The sequence below is a fragment of the Streptomyces sp. R44 genome (assembly GCF_041053105.1).
Lineage (GTDB): Bacteria > Actinomycetota > Actinomycetes > Streptomycetales > Streptomycetaceae > Streptomyces.
On record NZ_CP163444.1, the window covers coordinates 4,353,827 to 4,373,128 of the forward strand.

A 19,302-nucleotide genomic window follows, 5' to 3' on the forward strand; every position below is an offset into this window, starting at 1 on the left:
TAAACAGGTCATGACGTGCTGCCTACCGAGAATCGGCTGAGGCGGCGCGAGGACTTCGCAACCGCGGTACGCCGAGGACGCCGGGCCGGTCGCCCGCTCCTCGTCGTCCACCTACGCAGCGGTGCAACGGACCCGCACGCGCCTGGGGAGAGCGCTCCCCCGACGCGTGCGGGTTTCGTCGTGAGCAAGGCCGTGGGCGGGGCGGTCGTACGCAACCAGGTGAAGCGACGCCTGCGCCATCTCGTCCGCGACCGTCTCTCCGAGCTGCCCCCCGGTAGCCTGGTGGTCGTACGGGCGTTGCCCGGAGCCGGCGACGCCGATCACGCACAGCTGGCCCGAGACCTGGACGCCGCTCTCCAGCGGCTGCTGGGAGGGGGCACGCGATGAAGTACCCGCTGCTGGCTCTCATCAAGCTGTACCAGTGGACGATCAGCCCTCTTCTGGGCCCCGTCTGCCGGTACTACCCGTCGTGTTCCCACTACGGATTCACGGCCATCGACCGGCATGGCGCGATCAAGGGCACGGCCCTGACCGCCTGGCGGATCCTGCGGTGCAACCCGTGGTCGCCCGGCGGTGTGGATCACGTCCCCCCGCGTAAGCGCCCCCGCTGGCACGAGATGCTGCGGAACGCGCTGCGCGGCGACAAGGGCGGGCCCACCGCCGAGACGAGCCCGGCCGCCGAGACCTCGCCCAATGCTCAAGGAGCCTGATTAGTGGACACGATTGCCAGTCTGTTCAGCTTCATCACCTGGCCCGTTTCCTGGGTCATCGTCCAGTTCCACAAGGTGTACGGGGCGATCTTCGGCCCCGACACGGGCTGGGCCTGGGGCCTGTCCATCGTGTCCCTCGTGGTGCTGATCCGTATCTGTCTGATCCCGCTCTTCGTGAAGCAGATCAAGTCGACGCGGAACATGCAGGCGCTCCAGCCGAAGATGAAGGCGATCCAGGAGCGCTACAAGAGCGACAAGCAGCGTCAGTCCGAAGAGATGATGAAGCTGTACAAGGAGACGGGCACCAACCCGCTCTCCTCGTGCCTTCCCATCCTGGCGCAGTCGCCGTTCTTCTTCGCGCTGTACCACGTGCTGTCCGCGATCGCCTCGGGCAAGACGATCGGCGTCATCGACGAGCCGCTGCTCGAGAGCGCCCGTCAGGCGCACATCTTCGGCGCTCCGCTCGCCGCGAAGTTCACGGACTCCGCCGCCGAGGTCGCCGCGCTCAACGCCTCGCTGACCGATGTCCGCATCGTCACCGCGATCATGATCATCATGATGTCGGCCTCGCAGTTCTTCACCCAGCGCCAGCTGATGATGAAGAACGTCGACCTCTCGGTGAAGACCCCGTACATGCAGCAGCAGAAGATGCTCATGTACATCTTCCCGCTGATCTTCGCCGGCATGGGCATCAACTTCCCCGTCGGTGTCCTCGTCTACTGGCTGACCACCAACGTGTGGACCATGGGCCAGCAGATGTACGTGATCAACCAGAACCCGACGCCGGGCAGCAAGGCACAGGACGCCTACCTGCAGCGCCTGCTCAAGAGCGTCACGCAGCACGGTGAGGTCCGCGGCCGCCGCCGGAAGAACATCGTCAAGGTGATCGTCGCCAAGGGCAGCGACCGCAACGAGAACGAGCGCCGCTTCTTCACGGGCCTCTCCAAGGCCGGCTTCGCCGCCCAGGCCGACGGCACCGTGATCAAGGGCGACACCCTCGTGGCCGAGGCCGAGGGCGGTGCCGCCGCCAGGCGTCAGCAGCCCAAGCGTCAGACCAAGGCCCAGCGCCAGGCCTCCGCGGCCCCGCAGTCCGTGGCGAAGGACACCGAGGACGTCTCCGAGACGGCCGCCGACGAGGCGACCGCCTCGCTCGAGAAGAAGCCCCAGGGTCCGGCCAAGAGCGAGGCCAAGGACGAGGCCAAGGACGAGGCGCAGGCCGACAAGCCCCAGCGTCCGAGCCGCGCCAACTCCGGAGGATCCCGTCAGGGCAAGTCCGGTCAGGGTCAGCGCAAGGGCCAGCAGCGGCCCAAGCACCCGTCCTCCAAGAAGTAAGCCCTCCCAGAAGCAAGAAGGAGTCCATCCGTGACGGAAGGCACCACCTCCGCCGCCGCCGAGGGTGGCGACACCCTGACCCGCCTGGAGCAGGAGGGTGAGATCGCGGCCGACTACCTCGAGGGCCTGCTCGACATCGCCGATCTCGACGGCGACATCGACATGGACGTCGAGGCCGACCGGGCCGCTGTCTCGATCATCAGCGACTCCAGCAGCCGCGACCTGCAGAAGCTCGTGGGCCGCGACGGCGAGGTCCTGGAGGCGCTCCAGGAGCTGACGCGCCTGGCCGTGCACCGCGAGACCGGTGACCGCAGCCGACTGATGCTCGACATCGCCGGCTTCCGGGCCAAGAAGCGTGCCGAGCTCGCCGAGCTGGGCGCCAAGGCCGCTGCCGAGGTGAAGTCCACCGGCCAGCCGGTCAAGCTGGACCCGATGACGCCGTTCGAGCGCAAGGTCGTGCACGACGCGATCGCCGCCGCCGGTCTGCGCAGCGAGTCCGAGGGCGAGGAGCCGCAGCGCTTCGTCGTTGTGCTCCCGGCCTGAACCCTCACGTAGTGTCGGCCCCGTCTGTTCGCAGGCGGGGCCGATCTTTGTCAGCCTTGATAGTCAGCCACCACAGTGCGCTCGCACGCGAGTCGTGCGGTACGGAAGGACGGTTCCCGTGACGGAGGCAGCGGAGCTCCCCGAGGCGCCGGAGCAGGCGCGGACAGTCTTCGGTGAGTACTTCCCGGAGGCCGTGCGGTACGCGGAGCTGCTCGCGGACGCGGGTGTGAAGCGCGGTCTGATCGGCCCGCGCGAGGTCCCGCGTCTCTGGGAGCGCCACCTGCTGAACTGTGCCGTCCTCTCGGAGGTCGTCCCCGAGGGCGTCACCGTCTGCGATGTGGGCTCGGGCGCCGGTCTCCCCGGTATCCCCCTGGCTCTGGTCCGGCCCGACCTGAAGATCACGCTCCTGGAGCCGCTCCTGCGCAGGACGAACTTCCTCCAGGAGGTCGTCGAACTGCTGGGCCTCGACCATGTGACCGTGGTCCGGGGACGGGCGGAGGAGATGCTCGGCAAGATCACGCCCGTGCACGTGGTGACCGCCCGCGCGGTGGCTCCGCTCGACCGGCTCGCCGGCTGGGGCGTTCCCCTGCTGCGCCCGTACGGAGAGATGCTGGCGCTCAAGGGCGACACCGCCGAGGAGGAGATCAACGGTGCTCGCGCCGCGCTCTCCCGGCTCGGTGTGGTGGAGGCCTCCGTGTTGCACGTGGGCGAGGGGATCGTCGATCCGATGACCACGGTCGTCCGCGTGGAGGTCGGCGAGAGCCCCGGTGGTGTGCGGTTCGCGGCCAAGCGGGCCAAGGCCGCCCGTACCAGCAAGACCCGTCGGCGCCGCTGAGCGTCCCATACGTACCATTTCGGAGTGTCGAACGGTCCCGGCCGGGCGGCAGGGGCATGGTGTTTCACGTGAAACGTCGCTCACTGCTGCAGGGGATCATCAGCCGCGGTCGCGCGGCTGCCACGCCCCGGGACCGTAGACCCCGCGTGAAGCCACCCGCGAGGGTCACGGAGTTGTCCACAGAGGTGGATTCACCCACAGAACCACCGACCTCGCTGGTTCACGACCCCGAAAGCATGGCAGGCTCTCCTCATCGCGAGCCTGAAGCCGAGGAGAGTGAATCCTTGCGGTCCGACGCCAACATCGCGGGACCGATGACCGATCCGGTCCCCGGTCCCCGAACCGAATCGGTGGGGGAGGATGTTTCACGTGAAACATTGCCCCCGATGGACGACACCCCCATCGGTCGTGCTGCCCAGCTGGCAGTAGAAGCGCTGGGTCGTGCCGGGGAGGGACTTCCCCGCCCGGCCCAGACCCGCGTGATGGTCGTCGCCAATCAGAAGGGCGGCGTGGGCAAGACGACCACGACGGTCAACCTTGCCGCGTCCCTGGCGCTGCACGGCGCCCGCGTCCTCGTCATCGACCTGGACCCGCAGGGCAATGCCTCGACGGCGCTCGGCATCGACCACCACGCCGAGGTCCCCTCGATCTACGACGTTCTGGTGGACAGCAAGCCGCTCTCGGACGTGGTGCAGCCGGTCAGGGACGTCGAGGGCCTCTTCTGCGCCCCCGCCACCATCGACCTGGCCGGCGCGGAGATCGAGCTGGTGTCGCTGGTGGCCCGTGAGAGCCGCCTGCAGCGGGCGATCCAGGCCTACGAGCAGCCGCTGGACTACATCCTGATCGACTGCCCGCCCTCGCTCGGACTCCTCACGGTCAACGCCATGGTCGCGGGCGCGGAGGTACTGATCCCGATCCAGTGCGAGTACTACGCGTTGGAGGGGCTCGGACAGCTCCTGCGGAACGTCGACCTGGTCCGAGGACACCTCAACCCGGCGCTCCACGTCTCGACGATTCTGCTCACCATGTACGACGGCAGGACGAGGCTCGCCTCCCAGGTCGCCGACGAGGTGCGCAGCCACTTCGCCGAGGAGGTGCTGAGGACCAGCATTCCGCGGTCCGTCCGCATCTCGGAGGCGCCGAGCTACGGACAGACGGTCCTCACCTACGACCCGGGCTCCAGCGGTGCCCTGTCGTATCTCGAAGCGGCCCGTGAGATCGCACTGCGGGGGGTCGCCGTGCAGTACGACCCGCAGCACGCCCATGCAGGGCACCAGAACAACCAGCGCAGCATGTCGGAGGGGATCCAGTGAGCGAGCGACGTAGGGGATTGGGGCGTGGGCTCGGTGCGCTGATTCCCGCTGCTCCCCAGGAACGGCAGGTGGAGCGAGGGGTGGCCGCCGCGAAGCTGGCGACGCTGCCGCAGAGCCCGCAGGCCCCTGAGTCGACGCCGGCGTGGAATGCGCCGGAGCCGGTGGCCCTGCCCGAGGCTCCGGCCGGTGCGTACTTCACCGAGCTGCCGATCGACGCCATCGTTCCCAACCGGCACCAGCCGCGCGAGGTCTTCGACGAGGACGCGCTGGCGGAGCTCGTCACCTCCATCAAGGAGGTCGGCCTGCTCCAGCCCGTGGTCGTGCGCAAGATCGAGGCCGACCGCTACGAGCTCGTCATGGGTGAGCGTCGTCTGCGGGCGTCGACGACGGCGGGTCTGGAGCGGATCCCGGCCATCGTCCGGGACACCGACGACGAGAAGATGCTCCTGGACGCGCTCCTGGAGAACCTTCACCGGGCCCAGCTGAACGCGATCGAAGAGGCCCACGCCTACGAGCAGCTGCTCAAGGACTTCGGCTGCACGCATGACCAGCTCGCGGAGCGGATCGGGCGCTCCCGTCCGCAGATCTCCAACACGCTGCGTCTGCTGCGGCTCTCGCTGCCGGTGCAGCGCCGGGTCGCCGCCGGAGTGCTCTCCGCCGGTCACGCACGGGCCCTGCTCGGCGTGGAGGACCCGGACGCCCAGGACAAGCTGGCGTACCGGATCGTCTCCGAGGGGCTCTCGGTGCGCAGCGTCGAGGAGATCGTCAGCCTCATGGGTTCCGAGGAGCCCGCGTCCGCGGCCAAGCCGAAGGGGCCGCGTGCCGGTGGCCGTGTCTCGCCCGCGCTCACGGACCTCGCCACTCGTCTCTCGGACCGCTTCGAGACCCGGGTGAAGGTCGACCTGGGGCAGAAGAAGGGCAAGATCGTCGTCGAGTTCGCCTCGATGGACGATCTGGACCGGATCCTCTCGACCCTGGCCCCCGGCGAGGGCCGGGTCATGGACCACAAGAACGCCGAGGGCTGATCTCTCTCCCTCGCTGAGGCCGCCCAGGGCGGGTCGTGCTCCGGTCTTCACCGGAACGCGGCCCGCCCTTTGCCTGTGAGCGGTATCGCCCCGATCGCCCGATCGATACGATTCCGAGAGGCGTATCCGTGCTCGATGGCGAGGGAAACGAGGAGCAGCCGTGGGGCGTCGGCTCGTACCGCTCACCCTGGACAACCTTCCGGATCTCCCCAAGCGGTGTCGCTCCTGTGTCTTCTGGGAGCTCGACCCGGTCAGCGGTGAGGCGGCGGTGAAGGCGGGGCGGCCGGAGCTGGAGAAGGAGGCCTGGATCTCGGCCGTTCTCCTGGAATGGGGCTCCTGCGGCCGGGTGGTCTACGTGGACGAGGTGCCGGTCGGTTACGTCCTCTACGCTCCCCCGGCCTATGTGCCGCGCTCGACCGCCTTTCCGACGAGCCCCGTGGCGGCGGATGCCGTCCAGCTGATGACGGCCTGGATCATGCCGGGCTATCAGGGGCAGGGGCTGGGGCGTGTGGTGGTGCAGACCGTGGCCAAGGACGTGATGAGGCGGGGCTTCAAGGCGATCGAGGCGTTCGGGGACGCCCGGTGGAAGGAGCCGGCCTGTGTGCTGCCGGCCGAGCATCTCCTCGCGGTGGGCTTCAAGACCGTCCGTCCGCATCATGCCTTTCCCCGGCTGAGGCTGGAGCTCAGGACGACGCTCTCCTGGAAGGAGGATGTCGAGATGGCTCTGGACCGTCTGCTCGGCGCCGTGCAGAAGGAGCCCGCCCTCCGGCCTCTCTAGTCCGGGACACGCAAACGGCCCACCCCTGTCGGGGTGGCCCGTCGCTGTTTCACGTGAAACGTTCACGTGAGCGTTTCACGTGAAACAGGGGAGCATCAGGCCTGGACGAAGCCTTCCAGGTCGCGCAGGATGGCGGCCTTCGGCTTGGCGCCGACGATGGTCTTCACGACCTCGCCGCCCTGGTAGACGTTCAGCGTCGGGATCGACATGACCCCGTACTTGGCAGCCGTGGCCGGGTTCTCGTCGATGTTGAGCTTCACGACCTCGATCTCGCCGTGCTCGGCGGCGATGGCCTCCAGCGACGGGGCGATCTGGCGGCACGGGCCGCACCAGGCAGCCCAGAAGTCCACGAGGACGGGCTTGTCGCTCTTGAGGACGAGCTCCTCGAAGTCTGCGTCGGTCACGTTCTTCAGGGCGCCGGCCACGGCGGCCTCCTTTTTTCGCGGGGTGTGGGGTAGGGAGAGACGGGGTCAGACCGCGGGGGTCTCGGCCAGCTTCTCGCTGTCGGCGAGGGCGGCCAGGAAGCGCTCCGCGTCGAGCGCGGCCGAGCAGCCGGTGCCGGCGGCCGTGATGGCCTGACGGTAGGTGTGGTCGACGACGTCGCCGGCGCCGAAGACACCCGTGAGGTTCGTGCGCGTCGACGGGGCGGCGACCTTGAGGTAGCCCTCCGCGTCCAGCTCCAGCTGGCCCTTGAAGAGCTCGGTCCGCGGGTCGTGGCCGACGGCGATGAAGAGGCCGGTGACAGCGAGCTGGCGGGTCTCACCGGTCTTCGTGTCGCGCAGGGTCAGACCGCTGAGCTTCTGCTCGCCGTGGATCTCGGTGACCTCGCTGTCCCAGGCGAAGGAGATCTTCGGGTCGGCGAAGGCGCGCTCCTGCATGGCCTTGGAGGCACGCAGGGTGTCGCGGCGGTGGACGATCGTGACGGACTTGGCGAAGCGCGAGAGGAAGGTGGCCTCCTCGATCGCGGTGTCGCCGCCGCCGACGACGGCGATGTCCTGGTCCTTGAAGAAGAACCCGTCGCAGGTGGCGCACCAGGAGACACCGCGGCCGGAGAGCGCGTCCTCGTTGGGGAGGCCGAGCTTGCGGTGCTGGGAGCCGGTGGTGACGATCACGGCCTTGGCGCGGTGGACGGTGCCGGCGGTGTCGGTGACGGTCTTGATCTCACCGGTCAGGTCGACGGCGACGACATCGTCGGGGACCAGCTCGGCGCCGAAGCGCTCGGCCTGGGCCCGCATGTTGTCCATCAGGTCCGGGCCCATGATCCCGTCACGGAAACCGGGGAAGTTCTCGACCTCGGTGGTGTTCATCAGGGCGCCACCAGCGGTGACCGCACCCTCGAACACCAGAGGATTCAGCGACGCTCGGGCCGTGTAGAGCGCAGCGGTGTAACCCGCGGGCCCGGAGCCGATGATGATCACGTTACGGACGTCGCTCACGGGTTTCTTCCTCGTCTCTGCAGACTGCCACTGCCTACGGGGGCGGTTGTCTCGGTCGCTCTCACCCCACCCAACGGATCCTAAGGGGCGTGCATTCCCGAGACCGCCGCGCGGCACCCTGGCCGGACGGGAAGAGAGGTCAGGAGCGAGGGTACGTCTGGCTGAGCAGGACGTCGGCGGCCGGGCCTCCGCTCTCCGTGGGTCGTTCGGCGCAGGAGGCGTCGAGCACGTAGGCCTGGACCCGTGTGCTGTCCGCCGGATCCGTCAGGACGAGCAGATAGGCCGGTGTGCCCTTGTACTCGCCGCGTTCGTGGCCGAGTACCCCGTCGGTGCGGCCGGTGCCGGCCAGCACACATCCGGGAACGGCTCCCGCCCCGTTGCGCCGGGCAGCGTCGCTGCCGGCATCTGCGGACATGGATTCGGGCCCGACCCCCTGGGGGGTCTTGGGAGCGCGGTTCTCCGCGAGGAGGGCGTGCACGCGGTCCTCTACGGGGGCACCGGAGAAGGGACTGAGGGGTGCGCTCGCGAGCGTGTCGGCCTTCTGGGCGTCGGCCGAGCCGCTGGCGGTCGGGCTGCCCGCCTGGCTGAGGTAGAGGCTCGTCCCGAGCACCACGGCTCCGAAGGCGGCGCCGATCGTGGAGAGCAGCGCGATGCGGCGACGGCGGCGCGTGCCGGGGCGGCCGGGGCCGGTGCCCGCCCGAGGGCGTCCGGCAGGGCGGTCCGTGGCCGGTGAGGACGGGGAGGAGGCCGCGGTGTCGGCGGAGGGACGCGATGTTTCACGTGAAACAGGGGTGTCGCTCTCCGGGGAGGTGGCGTTGAGGAGGGCTTCGGCGGCCAGGGCGGCGTCGATCCGCCCGGCGATCTCGGCGGGCATGCGGGGCGGTCCGGGCAGGGTGCCGAGCAGGCCCCTGATCTCCTCCAGGGACGACCGGACGTCGGCGCAGAGGGAACAGCCGTCCAGGTGCCGTCGTACGGCCGCCGAGCGGGTCGGCGAGAGCAGCCCCTCGGTCAGATCGGAGATCTCCGAGACGTCCGGGTGCTGTGTGGTGTCGGCCTTGCCGGCCGTGGAAGTCACGTGCGCCCACCTCCGCCCTTCACAGCAGCTGGATCTGTCGGTCCGGTATCCGTCGTCCCCGGCACCGGTGGGACGGATGTCCCCGGCGTCCGGTTCCTTCCCCCTTCGGCGGCCTCGTTACCCACGGTGTCGGCGCGCAGATGAGTGACCATCGGAAGGAGGCGTGCCCGCCCGCGTGCGCAGCGACTCTTCACGGTCCCGGTGGGGACGCCGAGGATACGGGCTGCCTCCGCGACGGGGTATCCCTGCATGTCGACCAGGACCAGGGCGGCCCGCTGGTCCTCGGGGATCGCGGCGAGAGCGGCCAGGAGCTGACGGTTGAGGTCCTGGCGCTCCACCGGTGCCTCGGCCGACTCGTGGGGGTCGAGAAGCTGCTCGAAGCGGTCGGTGTCGTCGACGGGCGAGGTTCTGCGGGAGGCGGTCTTGCGTGCCCGGTCGAGGCAGGCGTTCACCGTGATGCGGTGGAGCCAGGTCGTGACGGCCGACTGGCCCCGGAAGGTGTGGGCGGCCCGGAAGGCGGAGATCAGGGCGTCCTGGACGGCGTCAGCGGCCTCCTCGCGGTCCCCCAGGGTCCGCAGGGCCACCGCCCACAGCCGGTCACGATGCCGCCGCACGAGCTCACTGAAGGCGTCGGGATCCCCGGCGACATGGCGGGCGAGGAGTTCCTCGTCCGCCGCCGTCCGGAGGTCGTCAGCCGGAGGCGTCACGGTTCCCCTCCTCGCTCGGCAGCCGTGCAGGCATTCAATCCGGTCCGTGCCCGGAAGTAAATGAGCGCCGAGCTGGGCTCGGCGCTCATGGATGGTGCGGGTGGTGACTACGGGGCGGTCCCCTGGAAGGACACGTTCGTGATGGCCTGCTTGTAGCCGGCGCCGAAGTACTGGTCACCGCTCGCGTACGGTGCGGCCGTCAGCCACAGGAGCACGTAGCGGGTCTTGACCGGTGTCTTCGTCTCCAGCTTCGCCGTCGGGTCCGAGGTCTCGACGGCGGCGATCCGCTTCATCGAGTCCACGGAGCCCGAGGGGCTCAGCGAGTCCGTCGCGTACAGGGTGATCGCGGTCTGAGGGCCGCTGTAGCGCAGCGCTATGGAGGCCGACGTCACGTTCTGCTCGCTGCCCAGGTCGTAGACGATGCCGACGCCCTCCTTGTAGGGAGCGAGGACGGGACCTTCCTGGAAGGTCTTGGTGCGCCAGTACGTGGAGCTGTCGCTGTCGTACGTGTTGGCGACCCCACTCGTGTCCTGCGGCCTGCCGTCGGGGGCGTACTCCTCGGCCGAGGAGATGGCGAGCGGCTTCGGCGGCTTGGGCTTCTCGTCGTCGAGCGTCGGCTGCACGGTCTTCGGCTCGTCCTTGCCCTCCGGGGCGAGCAGCCGGTCCGCGATCTGCCAGCTGCCGAGGCCGAGGGCGGCGATCAGGAGGGCCGAGACGGCCCACTTGAGCGCCTTGCCGGTGCGGCTCTGCAGCGGGGGCGGCGGGACGACGACCGGCTGGGTGACCACGGGGCGCGGCTGAGGGCGTCCGTAGGTGCCCTGCTGGTACGTCGTGTGCTGGTACTCGGGAGGGGCGGTGAACTCCGGCTCCGGCGGCCGGACACGGGGCATCGCCGCCACGGCCTTGGCCAGCTCGTCCGGGGTGGTGCAGGGCGGCTCCTGACGCGAGGCGGTGGCCCCGTCGTTCGCGAGGGCGCGCATGGCGATCTCGGAGAGGCCCCGGTGGACACCGGCGCGGACCTGGTCCGGCGCCAGCAGCCCGACGCCCTTGGGAAGCCCGGAGAGCCCGTAGGCGTCGCTGTCGTACGGCCAGCGCCGGGTCAGCGCGGCGTACAGCAGGGCGCCGATGGCCTCGGTGTCACTGCGCTGCGGACGCTCGGCGGTGATGCCGCGCAGCGCGGCGTTCACGGCCAGGCCGCGGATCCGGTACTGACCGGTGGAGCTGCGCAGGACGGCGCTCGGGGTGAGCCGGAGGTGCGCGAGGCCCTCGCGGTGGGCGGCGGCCATGGCCTGGGAGACCTGGCTGACGAGCTGATAGGCGTCGTGGGGCTCCAGCGGGCCGGCCGCGAGCAGCGCGGTCAATTCGGTGGAGTCCGGCAGCCATTCGTGCACGACGTACACGAGGTCGTTCTCCTCGACGGCGTCGAGGACCTGGACGAAGCGCGGGTCGCCGAGGAGGGCCGAGGAGCGGGCCGCGGCCAGGACCGACCGGGCTCTGGGATGGTCGGCCGGCAGCAGGTGGACCCCGACCGCACGGCGCAGCTTCTCGTCGACGGCACGCCAACTGCTGAAGCCGTCCAGACGGGTGACGCACTCCTCCAGCCGGTAGCGTCTGGCCAGTTTGTGGCCGCTGTGCAGTTCGGGTGCCGTGATGGAGGGCTGCTCGCCGCTCTTTCCTTCGACCGCCTTGCTCTCCGTGGCCTCGACGGACTTCTCCGCCTTCTCCGCCGTCTTCTGCTCTTCCGCCACCCCGTCGGTCGCGGCCGTGTCCGCCTTGGCGGTCAGCGGGTCGTCACCGCTGTTGTCGGCCACGTCGACGGCAGCCGTGCTACGTTCCGCCACCGTCGTTCCTGCCTCCCCATCCGTTGCGCCACATCCAACAGCCAAGCCAATTGTGCCCACAGTCGGACGCTATGCACGACACGCGGTTCCCGCCGATGGTTGTGCGGACCGCCGGGTTCAGCGTCCCAGACGTCCGCGCACCATGCCGACCAGGGTGTTCAGTTCCGCGATCCGCATGCGCTTCGCGGCGACGAAGAAGACACCGAGGAGCACCGCCCCGCCGACCACGAGGGCGGCGAGCGAGCCCAGGGCGCCCTCGCCGAGCAGCTTCAGCAGACCGAAACCGACTCCACCGGCGACGATCGCCGCGGGCACCGAGGCCATGCAGAGCCGCGCGTAGGTCCGCATCACATGGGTGCCGTCCAGGTCGCCGCCCAGGCGCTTGCGGAGCCGGCGCCAGGCGATGCCGACGCCGACGGCGTAGGCGAGGCCGTACGAGGCGGCCATGCCCACCACGGCCCACTGGGCCGGCAGGACGACGTAGCAGAGCGCCGACGCGGCCGCGTTGACGGCGGCGACGATCACCGTGTTGTAGAAGGGCGTCCGGGTGTCCTCGTAGGCGTAGAAGCCGCGGAGCACGACGTACTGGACGGAGTAGGGGATCAGGCCGAGGCCGAAGGCCATCAGGATGAAGCCCATTCCCTGGGCCGCTTCGACGCCGCTGGAGGCGTACAGCAGGGTGCACATCGGGACGCCGAGCGCCAGGAAGGCGAAGGAGACCGGGACGATCGCGACGGCCGAGTTCCGCAGGCCCTGGGAGATGTCGTCCCGGACGGCGCCGGGGTCGTCGTCGTGGGCGGCGCGGGAGATCCGCGGCAGCAGCGCGGCCATGACGGAGACCGTGATGATGGCCTGCGGCATGCCCCAGATCAGCTGGGCGTTGGAGTAGGCGAGGAAGCCGGCACCGTTCTTCCCGGACTCCTCACCGGCGGCGGTGGCGAGCTGGGTGACGACCAGGACGCCCGCCTGGTTGGCGAGGACGAAGAGGACCGTCCACTTGGCCAGCTTGACCGTCTTGCCGAGCCCGTGGCCCTTCCAGTCGAAGCGGGGGCGGAAGCGGAAGCCCGTCTCGCGCAGGTACGGGATCATCGCCAGGGCCTGGACGACGAGGCCGAGCAGCGTGCCGATGCCGAGCAGGCGGATGCCCTCGTCCGGAATCGTCTGCACGCCCATGTGGGACTCGGCGGAGGTGCCGTACACCCAGATGAACAGGCCGAAGGTGACGATCATGACGATGTTGTTGAGGACCGGGGTCCACATCATCGCGCCGAACTTGCCGCGGGCGTTGAGGATCTGACCCATCACCACGTGCACGCCCATGAAGAAGATCGTGGGCAGGCAGTAGCGGGCGAAGGTCACGGCCACGCTGTTGGCCGCGGCGTCGTCGGCGATGGTGTTCGACATCAGCCGGATCAGGAGCGGCGCCGCGAAGACGGCCAGGGCCACGATGAGGCCGAGCGCCACCATGACCAGCGTGAGCAGCCGGTTGGCGTAGGCCTCGCCGCCGTCCTCGTCGTTCTTCATGGAGCGGACGAGCTGCGGGACGAAGACCGAGTTGAGGCCGCCGCCGACGGTGAGGATGTAGATCATCGTCGGCAGGGTGTAGGCGATCGTGAAGGTGTCACCGAGCAGGGCAGCGCCGAGCGCACCGGTGATCACCAGGCTGCGGACGAAGCCCGTCAGCCGGGAGACGAGGGTGCCGGCCGCCATCACCGCGCTCGACTTCAGCAGCCCGGAGGCGCGGCCGGACTTCTTGGGGGCGGGTGCGGGCAGCGGGTCCGGCTCCGGGGCGGGCGGCGGCACCTGGCCGGGCGCCTGCTGGTCCCGGTAGAGGTGCGCGAAGGCGTCCGGCTCGGGCGTCTCCTCGCTCGCCCGGGTCACCAGGTCGTCGACCCCGGTGAACTGGACCGTGCGCGCGTCGTCGCCGTACGGAAGATGCCGCGAGGGGCCGTCCGGCTCGGGCGCCGGGGTCTGGGCCCACACCCGGGGGTCGGGGGCGTGCTGCGGCGCGGCCGGCTGCTGGTAGAGCGCGTGGGGGTCCTGGTAGGTGCCGGGCGGGGGCGGCGGGTGCGCGGCGCGGTCGTAGAGCGCCTCGGTCACCGGGTCCTGCGCGGACATGTCCTGGGCCTGGTACGGGTCGTGGGCGAAGGCGTCCTGGACGTAGGGGTCCTGGGCGTACGGGTTCTGCGCGTAGGGGTCCTGCCCCTGCGCGCCTGGGGCGCCCTGGTGTGGGGGCGGCACCGGCGGGTGGCCGCCACCGGGAGGCGCCGCGGGCGTCCCAGCGGACGGCGCCGGGCCGCCCGCGCCCTGGCCGCGGTCACCGTCGTACGGCGCGTTCATGGTTACCCCACCTCATCGTCCCCGGCCGACCGGCCACGACATCGCTCAACGGTCCACTTTCTCACCCGGGCCCGACGGGTCGCCGCTTTCGGGCCCGGTGTCCGGCGTCGGGTCACTCGGCTGCACGGGTTCCTCCGCGTCGGACTCCCCCTCGCCGGGTGCGTCCTCGGCGGGTGCGTCCTCGGCGGTCTCTGCCGCCTCTGCCGCCTCGGCCTCGGCGTTCCGGGCGGCCACCCGCTTGCGCTGGCTGTACATCCGCACGCCGGCGAGCACGAGGAGGAGGACACCGCCGGCGATCACGAGCATCACCGTGGGAGTGATCTCGGAGACCCGCACGGTGAAGTTCATCGGCTGCCCGTACGGGGTGCCGTCCTCGGTGTAGAGCTGGGCGGTCATCGGCACCTGGCCGTTGACGTTGGCCGAGGCGGTGAACTTCACCGACTGGCTGTGCCCGCCGCCGACCTTCACCGGGAGCTCGGCGAACCTCTCGCCGTTCAGCTCCAGCCGGTTCTTGTTGCCGGAGGTGAGGCGCAGCTTCAGGTTGTCGACGCCCTGGAGCAGCTTGTTCTGGACGGTCACGGGAATCGTCGCGCTGCGGCCGGAGAGCGTGAGGTCCGACTTGTCGACCAGCTGGACGCCCTTGGTGAGGGTCTGCAGATAGTCCAGGACGTTGTTCCGGTAGATCGCGGCGTCCCGGGCCTCACCGCGCCAGGAGGTCGACATCTCGCGGTTGATCGCGTTGCCGAAGGGCGTCACGACGCGTTCCGGCTGGGTCAGGACGACCTTGAAGTCGTCCAGCTCGTCCCGCGTGGTCTTCATGTCGCGGAAGGCCTGGACCGGGAGCTCACGGTCGCGCAGCTTCTTCGGGTAGCGGGAGCTGCTCGGCACCGCGGTGGAGGCGTCCGGGTCCGGCTTCGCGGCGGCGGCCGCGAGGAGGTCGGTCGGCTCGGTCCAGCGCCGGCCGGAGAGGCCCTCCAGGGCGGTCGCCATGGACTGGGCCTGCGCGACCGTCGGCATCCGCTGCGGGGCGACGACGATGCTGCGCTGGTCCTCCGGCTGCTCCAGGGTGACCGCGAGCGACTGGGCGAGGAACTCCTGGACCGCGAGCGTGGAGTTCTCCGCGCGGACCATGTCCCCTTCGAAGGCGGTGGACAGGAGCGCATCGCTCACCACGGCCGTGGTGCTGCCGTTGCCGAGCGGGCGGGCTGCCGTGGCCGTGTAGGAGAGGTCGTCGCGGACGCTGTCGCTGCGGGCGATCACCTTCTCGGCACCGGCCGAGGTCGCGACCGCCACGATGGAGGGATCGACGGCGCCGTCGACGGGCCAGGCGAAGTCGGTGGACGCCTGGACGTGGAGGACGGTCTCGACCGTCACGCCCGCCAGGGCGGTCGCCGACTGGAGGTGTCCGAGGGAGCCGGGCACGTCCTTGCCCCGATGGGCCAGCGAGGCGAGGTCGGGGTCGGCGAAGGGGAGGGCGACGACCTTGTGCCCCTGGACCGCCTTCTCCAGCGCGTCCAGCCACCGCTCGGCGACGGCCTGGTTCCTGCCGGGGACGTCCAGGTCGCCGTCCTTGACGCGGTAGCCGTTCGCCATGGCGTCGACGGAGGCCAGCAGGTCCGGGTCGACCACCCAGGTGACCGGGAGGTCCTTGCCCAGGGAGACCAGCTGGTCCAGGCGCCCGCCCGGACGCAGCTCGGCCGCCAGGTCGTCGTCCTCGAAGACCGGGGTCTGCTGGTCGTCCGTGGCGGTCTGCGCCGAGACGTGCGCCGAGGCGATGACCGGCCAGAGATAGGTGAGCTGGGTCTTCTTCTCGGTGGCCTCGGGCTGGTACGGCAGGAAGGTCCGCTCGATGCCGAGCACCCGCTCGTACTGCCGGTCCGAGGTCTGCCCGGTGAGGGAGACGCCCAGCTGGTAGACGCCCTCCTCGTCGAGCCCGAGCTCGGAGACGGGGACGGAGAACGAGAAGTCCGCGCTGAGGCCGGCGCCCAGCCGGGGAATCTTGACGGTCGGCGCGCCCTCGAGGGGGGCGGGGTCGCTGTCGCTCCGGAAACCGGTGCGCCCCGTCACCTGCTCGATCTCGCTGCGGCTCGTCATCTTCGGTCCGACGCGCAGGTTCACGGTCGCCTCGGTGACGGGCTTCTTGCCCCGGTTGGTCACCGTGCCCGTGACGGTGACGGTGTCCCCCTCGACGGGCGCGCTCGGGGCCAGCGTGTCGAGTGACACATCGACCGTCCTGGAGCCGGTGGCGTCCTCGGCGGCGGCCGCCGGAGAGACGACGAGGGGGGCCTGGAGCAGGCCCGCGAGAAGGGGTGCCCCGAAGGCGACGGTGATCGTGCGCCGCAGCCATCGGCGGGCAGGTGAGGGACCGGTTCCCTGGATGTCTGCCGCCTCGGCCACGCGTTCGCCCGTCCTCGTCGTTGTCCGTGATGCCAGTGGTGTCGGTGGTTCCCGGTTGCTGTGTCCAGGCATGGTAACGAGGCACGCTGGGGGCAAGTGCCGGGGACTGCTCCAGCTGAAAACGGGAACGTCGCGGTGAGCCGGGGCACGTACCCTTTTCTGTTGTGCCGAACGCCAACGAAGACACCCCGACTGCACTGAGCCAGGTGCAACGCCGCGCGGTCAGTGAACTACTCCGTGTGTCCCCTGTCGCCGACGACCTCGCCCGCCGTTTCCAGGAGGCCGGGTTCAGCCTCGCGCTGGTCGGCGGCTCGGTGCGGGACGCGTTGCTCGGCCGGCTCGGCAACGACCTGGACTTCACCACCGATGCCCGCCCCGAGGACGTACTGAAGATCGTCCGTCCGTGGGCCGACGCCGTGTGGGAGGTCGGCATCGCCTTCGGGACCGTCGGCTCCCAGAAGGACGGCTACCAGATCGAGGTCACCACGTACCGCTCGGAGGCGTACGACCGGACCTCCCGGAAGCCCGAGGTCTCCTACGGCGACTCGATCGACGAGGACCTCGTCCGGCGTGACTTCACCGTCAACGCCATGGCCGTGGCACTCCCCGAGAAGGAGTTCATCGACCCGTACGGCGGTCTCGAAGACCTGTCCGCCAGGGTGCTGCGCACGCCGGGTACGCCGGAGGAGTCCTTCTCCGACGACCCCCTGCGCATGATGCGGGCCGCGCGGTTCGCCGCGCAGCTGGACTTCGAGGTCGCCCCCGAGGTCGTCACGGCCATGAAGGAGATGTCCGGGCGCATCGAGATCGTCTCCGCCGAGCGTGTCCGTGAGGAGCTCAACAAGCTGCTGCTCTCGGCGCACCCCCGGAAGGGCCTCGGGCTCCTCGTGGACACGGGCCTCGCCGATCACGTGCTGCCCGAGCTGCCGGCGCTGCGCCTGGAGAGCGATGAGCACCACCGGCACAAGGACGTCTACGAGCACTCGCTGACCGTGCTCGACCAGGCGATCGACCTGGAGGAGGACGGGCCCGACCTGGTGCTGCGCCTCGCCGCGCTGCTCCATGACATCGGCAAGCCGCGCACCCGCCGCTTCGAGAAGGACGGCCGGGTCTCCTTCCACCACCACGAGGTGGTCGGCGCGAAGATGACGAAGAAGCGCATGACCGCGCTCAAATACTCCAACGAGATGATCAAGGACGTCTCGCGCCTCGTGGAGCTGCACCTGCGCTTCCACGGCTACGGGGACGGCGAGTGGACCGACTCGGCCGTGCGGCGCTACGTCCGTGACGCCGGGCCGCTGCTCTCGCGGCTGCACAAGCTGACCCGCTCGGACTGCACCACGCGGAACAAGCGCAAGGCGGCAGCCCTCTCCCGGACCTACGACGGCCTTGAGGTCCGCATCGCCCAGCTCCAGGAGCAGGAGGAGCTGGACGCGATCCGTCCGGACCTCGACGGCAATCAGATCCAGGAGATCCTGGGCATCGGACCTGGGCCGGCCATCGGCCAGGCGTACAAGTTCCTGCTGGAGCTCCGGCTGGAGAACGGGCCGATGGGGCACGACCAGGCCGTTGCCGCGCTCAAGGAGTGGTGGGCAGCGCGCGACTGAGTCGAGCCGGCGCACGGACGGGTCGATGTTTCACGTGAAACACCGACCCGGTCGACGCTCTGGAGGGGTGGTGTTTCACGTGAAACATCACCCCTCTCGTCGTTCCCGGTGCAGGGCCACCGCGAGCGCCGCGTAGATCAGGGCCACCAGCACGACCAGAAGCGGCGATCGGCCGTCGGGCGGCAGCATCAGGGCCGCGACGCCCGCCGCGCCCACGAAGGCGACGTTGAACAGCACGTCGTAGAGCGAGAAGACCCGGCCTCGGTACGAGTCGTCCACGGCCGTCTGGACCACCGTGTCCGTCGCGATCTTGGCTCCCTGGGTGATGAGCCCGAGCAGGAAGGCGGCGACGAGGAAGGGGGTCGGGCTGAAGGGCAGGCCGAGCGCCGGTACGAGGAGGGCGGCCGCGGCCGTGCACACCGTCATCCACCCGAAAGGGCCGAAGCGCCCCACGGCCCAGGGGGAGACGACGGCGGCCGCGAAGAAGCCCGCGCCGGAGGCGGCGACGGCGATTCCGAGCAGTCCGAGGCCTTCGGACTCGTTGGACCCCCAGGTGTAGCGGCAGAGCATGAGCACGGTGACGAGCAGGGCGCCGTAACAGAAGCGCATGAGGGCCACCGCGGTGAGCGCCCGTGCGGCGGGGCGTCGCTCGGCGAGGTGCCGCAGGCCCGCGGCGAGACCGAGGGCGGTCGACTTCAGGGCCGAGGTGAGGGGCTGCGGCGTGAGGTCGGCGTCGGGGCCGAGCAGCTCCCGGGACATCCGCAGGGAGGCGAGGGCGGCACAGAGATAGAGGACGGCGCCGAAGGCGACGACGACCGCGTCGGAGTTGTCGGCGATGAGCCGGACCCCGAACGCGAGACCGCCGCCGAGAGTCGCGGCGAGGGTGCCGGCGGTGGGCGAGAGCGAGTTCGCCACGACGAGCCGGCCTTCGTCGACGACACGGGGGAGGGAGGCCGAGAGCCCGGCCAGGACGAACCGGTTGACGGCGGTGACGGAGAGGGCGGAGGCGTAGAAGAGCCAGTCCGGTACGGAGGCGAGGACGAGGACGGCGGTCACGCAGGCGAGCAGGGAGCGCAGGAGGTTCCCGTACAGGAAGACCTGGCGGCGCTGCCATCGGTCGAGGAGCACCCCGGCGAAGGGCCCGACGAGCGAGTACGGGAGCAGGAGCACCGCCATGGCCGAGGCGATCGCGGCCGGGGAGGTCTGTTTCTCGGGTGAGAAGACGACGTACGTGGCCAGGGCCACCTGATAGACGCCGTCGGCGCACTGGGAGAGCAGCCGTACGGTGAGAAGGCGGCGGAAGTTCGTCAGGCGCAGGAGTACGCGCAGATCACGTACGACGGACATGGCAGCAAGACTCACA

Annotated in this window: 17 protein-coding genes; 9 read left to right on the forward strand and 8 right to left on the reverse strand. The window is 70.1% G+C overall.

Going from position 1 to position 19,302, the window contains the following annotated elements; all coding sequences use genetic code 11:
* Window positions 1-15: 15 nt before the first annotated feature.
* The 8 genes from rnpA to AB5J54_RS20190 all read left to right on the forward strand — a co-directional run bounded on the left by rnpA (window position 16) and on the right by AB5J54_RS20190 (window position 6,536).
* On the forward strand, window positions 16-387 hold the full coding sequence (gene rnpA / locus AB5J54_RS20155) for a ribonuclease P protein component (protein ID WP_078945981.1): 372 nt from the start codon (window positions 16-18) through the stop codon (window positions 385-387).
* Window positions 384-710 (forward strand): membrane protein insertion efficiency factor YidD, encoded by a 327-nt coding sequence (yidD, locus tag AB5J54_RS20160; RefSeq protein ID WP_369145306.1) that lies wholly within the window; start codon window positions 384-386, stop codon window positions 708-710. Before rnpA ends, yidD begins: the two co-directional genes overlap by 4 nt.
* A 3-nt stretch (window positions 711-713) precedes the next feature.
* Window positions 714-2,042 (forward strand): membrane protein insertase YidC, encoded by a 1,329-nt coding sequence (yidC, locus tag AB5J54_RS20165; RefSeq protein WP_369145307.1) that lies wholly within the window; start codon window positions 714-716, stop codon window positions 2,040-2,042.
* 30 nt (window positions 2,043-2,072) lie between these two features.
* On the forward strand, window positions 2,073-2,585 hold the full coding sequence (locus AB5J54_RS20170; protein WP_030685783.1) for a R3H domain-containing nucleic acid-binding protein: 513 nt from the start codon (window positions 2,073-2,075) through the stop codon (window positions 2,583-2,585).
* Window positions 2,586-2,703: 118 nt separating this feature from the next.
* Window positions 2,704-3,420, forward strand: coding sequence for a 16S rRNA (guanine(527)-N(7))-methyltransferase RsmG (gene rsmG, locus AB5J54_RS20175; RefSeq protein ID WP_369145308.1), 717 nt, complete (start codon window positions 2,704-2,706; stop codon window positions 3,418-3,420).
* 236 nt (window positions 3,421-3,656) lie between these two features.
* Window positions 3,657-4,733 carry a ParA family protein gene (locus AB5J54_RS20180; RefSeq protein ID WP_369145309.1) on the forward strand — a complete coding sequence of 359 codons (1,077 nt, stop codon included), beginning with the start codon at window positions 3,657-3,659 and terminating at the stop codon, window positions 4,731-4,733.
* Window positions 4,730-5,758 (forward strand): ParB/RepB/Spo0J family partition protein, encoded by a 1,029-nt coding sequence (locus AB5J54_RS20185; protein WP_369145310.1) that lies wholly within the window; start codon window positions 4,730-4,732, stop codon window positions 5,756-5,758. The genes AB5J54_RS20180 and AB5J54_RS20185 overlap by 4 nt, the downstream gene beginning before the upstream one ends.
* 160 nt (window positions 5,759-5,918) lie before the next feature.
* Window positions 5,919-6,536: a GNAT family N-acetyltransferase gene (locus AB5J54_RS20190; RefSeq protein ID WP_351176472.1), complete on the forward strand. Its 618-nt coding sequence runs from the start codon at window positions 5,919-5,921 to the stop codon at window positions 6,534-6,536.
* A 95-nt stretch (window positions 6,537-6,631) separates the two neighbouring features.
* On the opposite strand, the gene trxA is transcribed toward AB5J54_RS20190, so the two are convergent.
* From trxA to AB5J54_RS20225, 7 genes are all read right to left on the reverse strand, one after another.
* Complete coding sequence (trxA, locus tag AB5J54_RS20195) at window positions 6,632-6,961, reverse strand: thioredoxin (RefSeq protein WP_369145311.1); 330 nt, start codon at window positions 6,959-6,961, stop codon at window positions 6,632-6,634.
* A 45-nt stretch (window positions 6,962-7,006) separates the two neighbouring features.
* Window positions 7,007-7,972: a thioredoxin-disulfide reductase gene (trxB, locus tag AB5J54_RS20200; RefSeq protein WP_369145312.1), complete on the reverse strand. Its 966-nt coding sequence runs from the start codon at window positions 7,970-7,972 to the stop codon at window positions 7,007-7,009.
* A 139-nt stretch (window positions 7,973-8,111) separates the two neighbouring features.
* The gene (locus AB5J54_RS20205; RefSeq protein ID WP_369145313.1) at window positions 8,112-9,047 is read right to left on the reverse strand and encodes a zf-HC2 domain-containing protein; all 936 of its coding nucleotides are present in this window, start codon (window positions 9,045-9,047) and stop codon (window positions 8,112-8,114) included.
* Window positions 9,044-9,754, reverse strand: a complete 711-nt coding sequence (gene sigM / locus AB5J54_RS20210) for an RNA polymerase sigma factor SigM (RefSeq protein ID WP_369145314.1) — start codon at window positions 9,752-9,754, stop codon at window positions 9,044-9,046. Before sigM ends, AB5J54_RS20205 begins: the two co-directional genes overlap by 4 nt.
* A 107-nt stretch (window positions 9,755-9,861) precedes the next feature.
* Entirely contained in the window at window positions 9,862-11,595 is a 1,734-nt protein-coding gene (locus tag AB5J54_RS20215) for a protein kinase family protein (RefSeq protein ID WP_369145315.1), read from the reverse strand.
* Between the two features lie 117 nt (window positions 11,596-11,712).
* The gene (murJ, locus tag AB5J54_RS20220) at window positions 11,713-13,935 is read right to left on the reverse strand and encodes a murein biosynthesis integral membrane protein MurJ (protein ID WP_369145316.1); all 2,223 of its coding nucleotides are present in this window, start codon (window positions 13,933-13,935) and stop codon (window positions 11,713-11,715) included.
* Between the two features lie 45 nt (window positions 13,936-13,980).
* Window positions 13,981-16,332 carry a DUF6049 family protein gene (locus AB5J54_RS20225; RefSeq protein ID WP_369145317.1) on the reverse strand — a complete coding sequence of 784 codons (2,352 nt, stop codon included), beginning with the start codon at window positions 16,330-16,332 and terminating at the stop codon, window positions 13,981-13,983.
* Between the two features lie 164 nt (window positions 16,333-16,496).
* On the opposite strand from AB5J54_RS20225, the gene AB5J54_RS20230 reads away from it, so the two are divergent.
* The gene (locus AB5J54_RS20230) at window positions 16,497-17,939 is read left to right on the forward strand and encodes a CCA tRNA nucleotidyltransferase (protein ID WP_369145318.1); all 1,443 of its coding nucleotides are present in this window, start codon (window positions 16,497-16,499) and stop codon (window positions 17,937-17,939) included.
* Between the two features lie 87 nt (window positions 17,940-18,026).
* Here the strand turns inward: AB5J54_RS20230 and AB5J54_RS20235 are convergent, their stop codons facing one another.
* Complete coding sequence (locus AB5J54_RS20235) at window positions 18,027-19,286, reverse strand: MFS transporter (RefSeq protein WP_369145320.1); 1,260 nt, start codon at window positions 19,284-19,286, stop codon at window positions 18,027-18,029.
* Between the last annotated feature and the right edge of the window lie 16 nt (window positions 19,287-19,302).

Coding starts and splice junctions, on each gene's coding strand:
- yidD (WP_369145306.1), top strand. CDS start 384: ATGAAGTACCCGCTGCTGGCTCTCATCAAGCTGTACCAGTGGACGATC.
- AB5J54_RS20180 (WP_369145309.1), top strand. CDS start 3,657: ATGGCAGGCTCTCCTCATCGCGAGCCTGAAGCCGAGGAGAGTGAATCC.
- murJ (WP_369145316.1), bottom strand. CDS start 13,935: ATGAACGCGCCGTACGACGGTGACCGCGGCCAGGGCGCGGGCGGCCCG.
- AB5J54_RS20235 (WP_369145320.1), bottom strand. CDS start 19,286: ATGTCCGTCGTACGTGATCTGCGCGTACTCCTGCGCCTGACGAACTTC.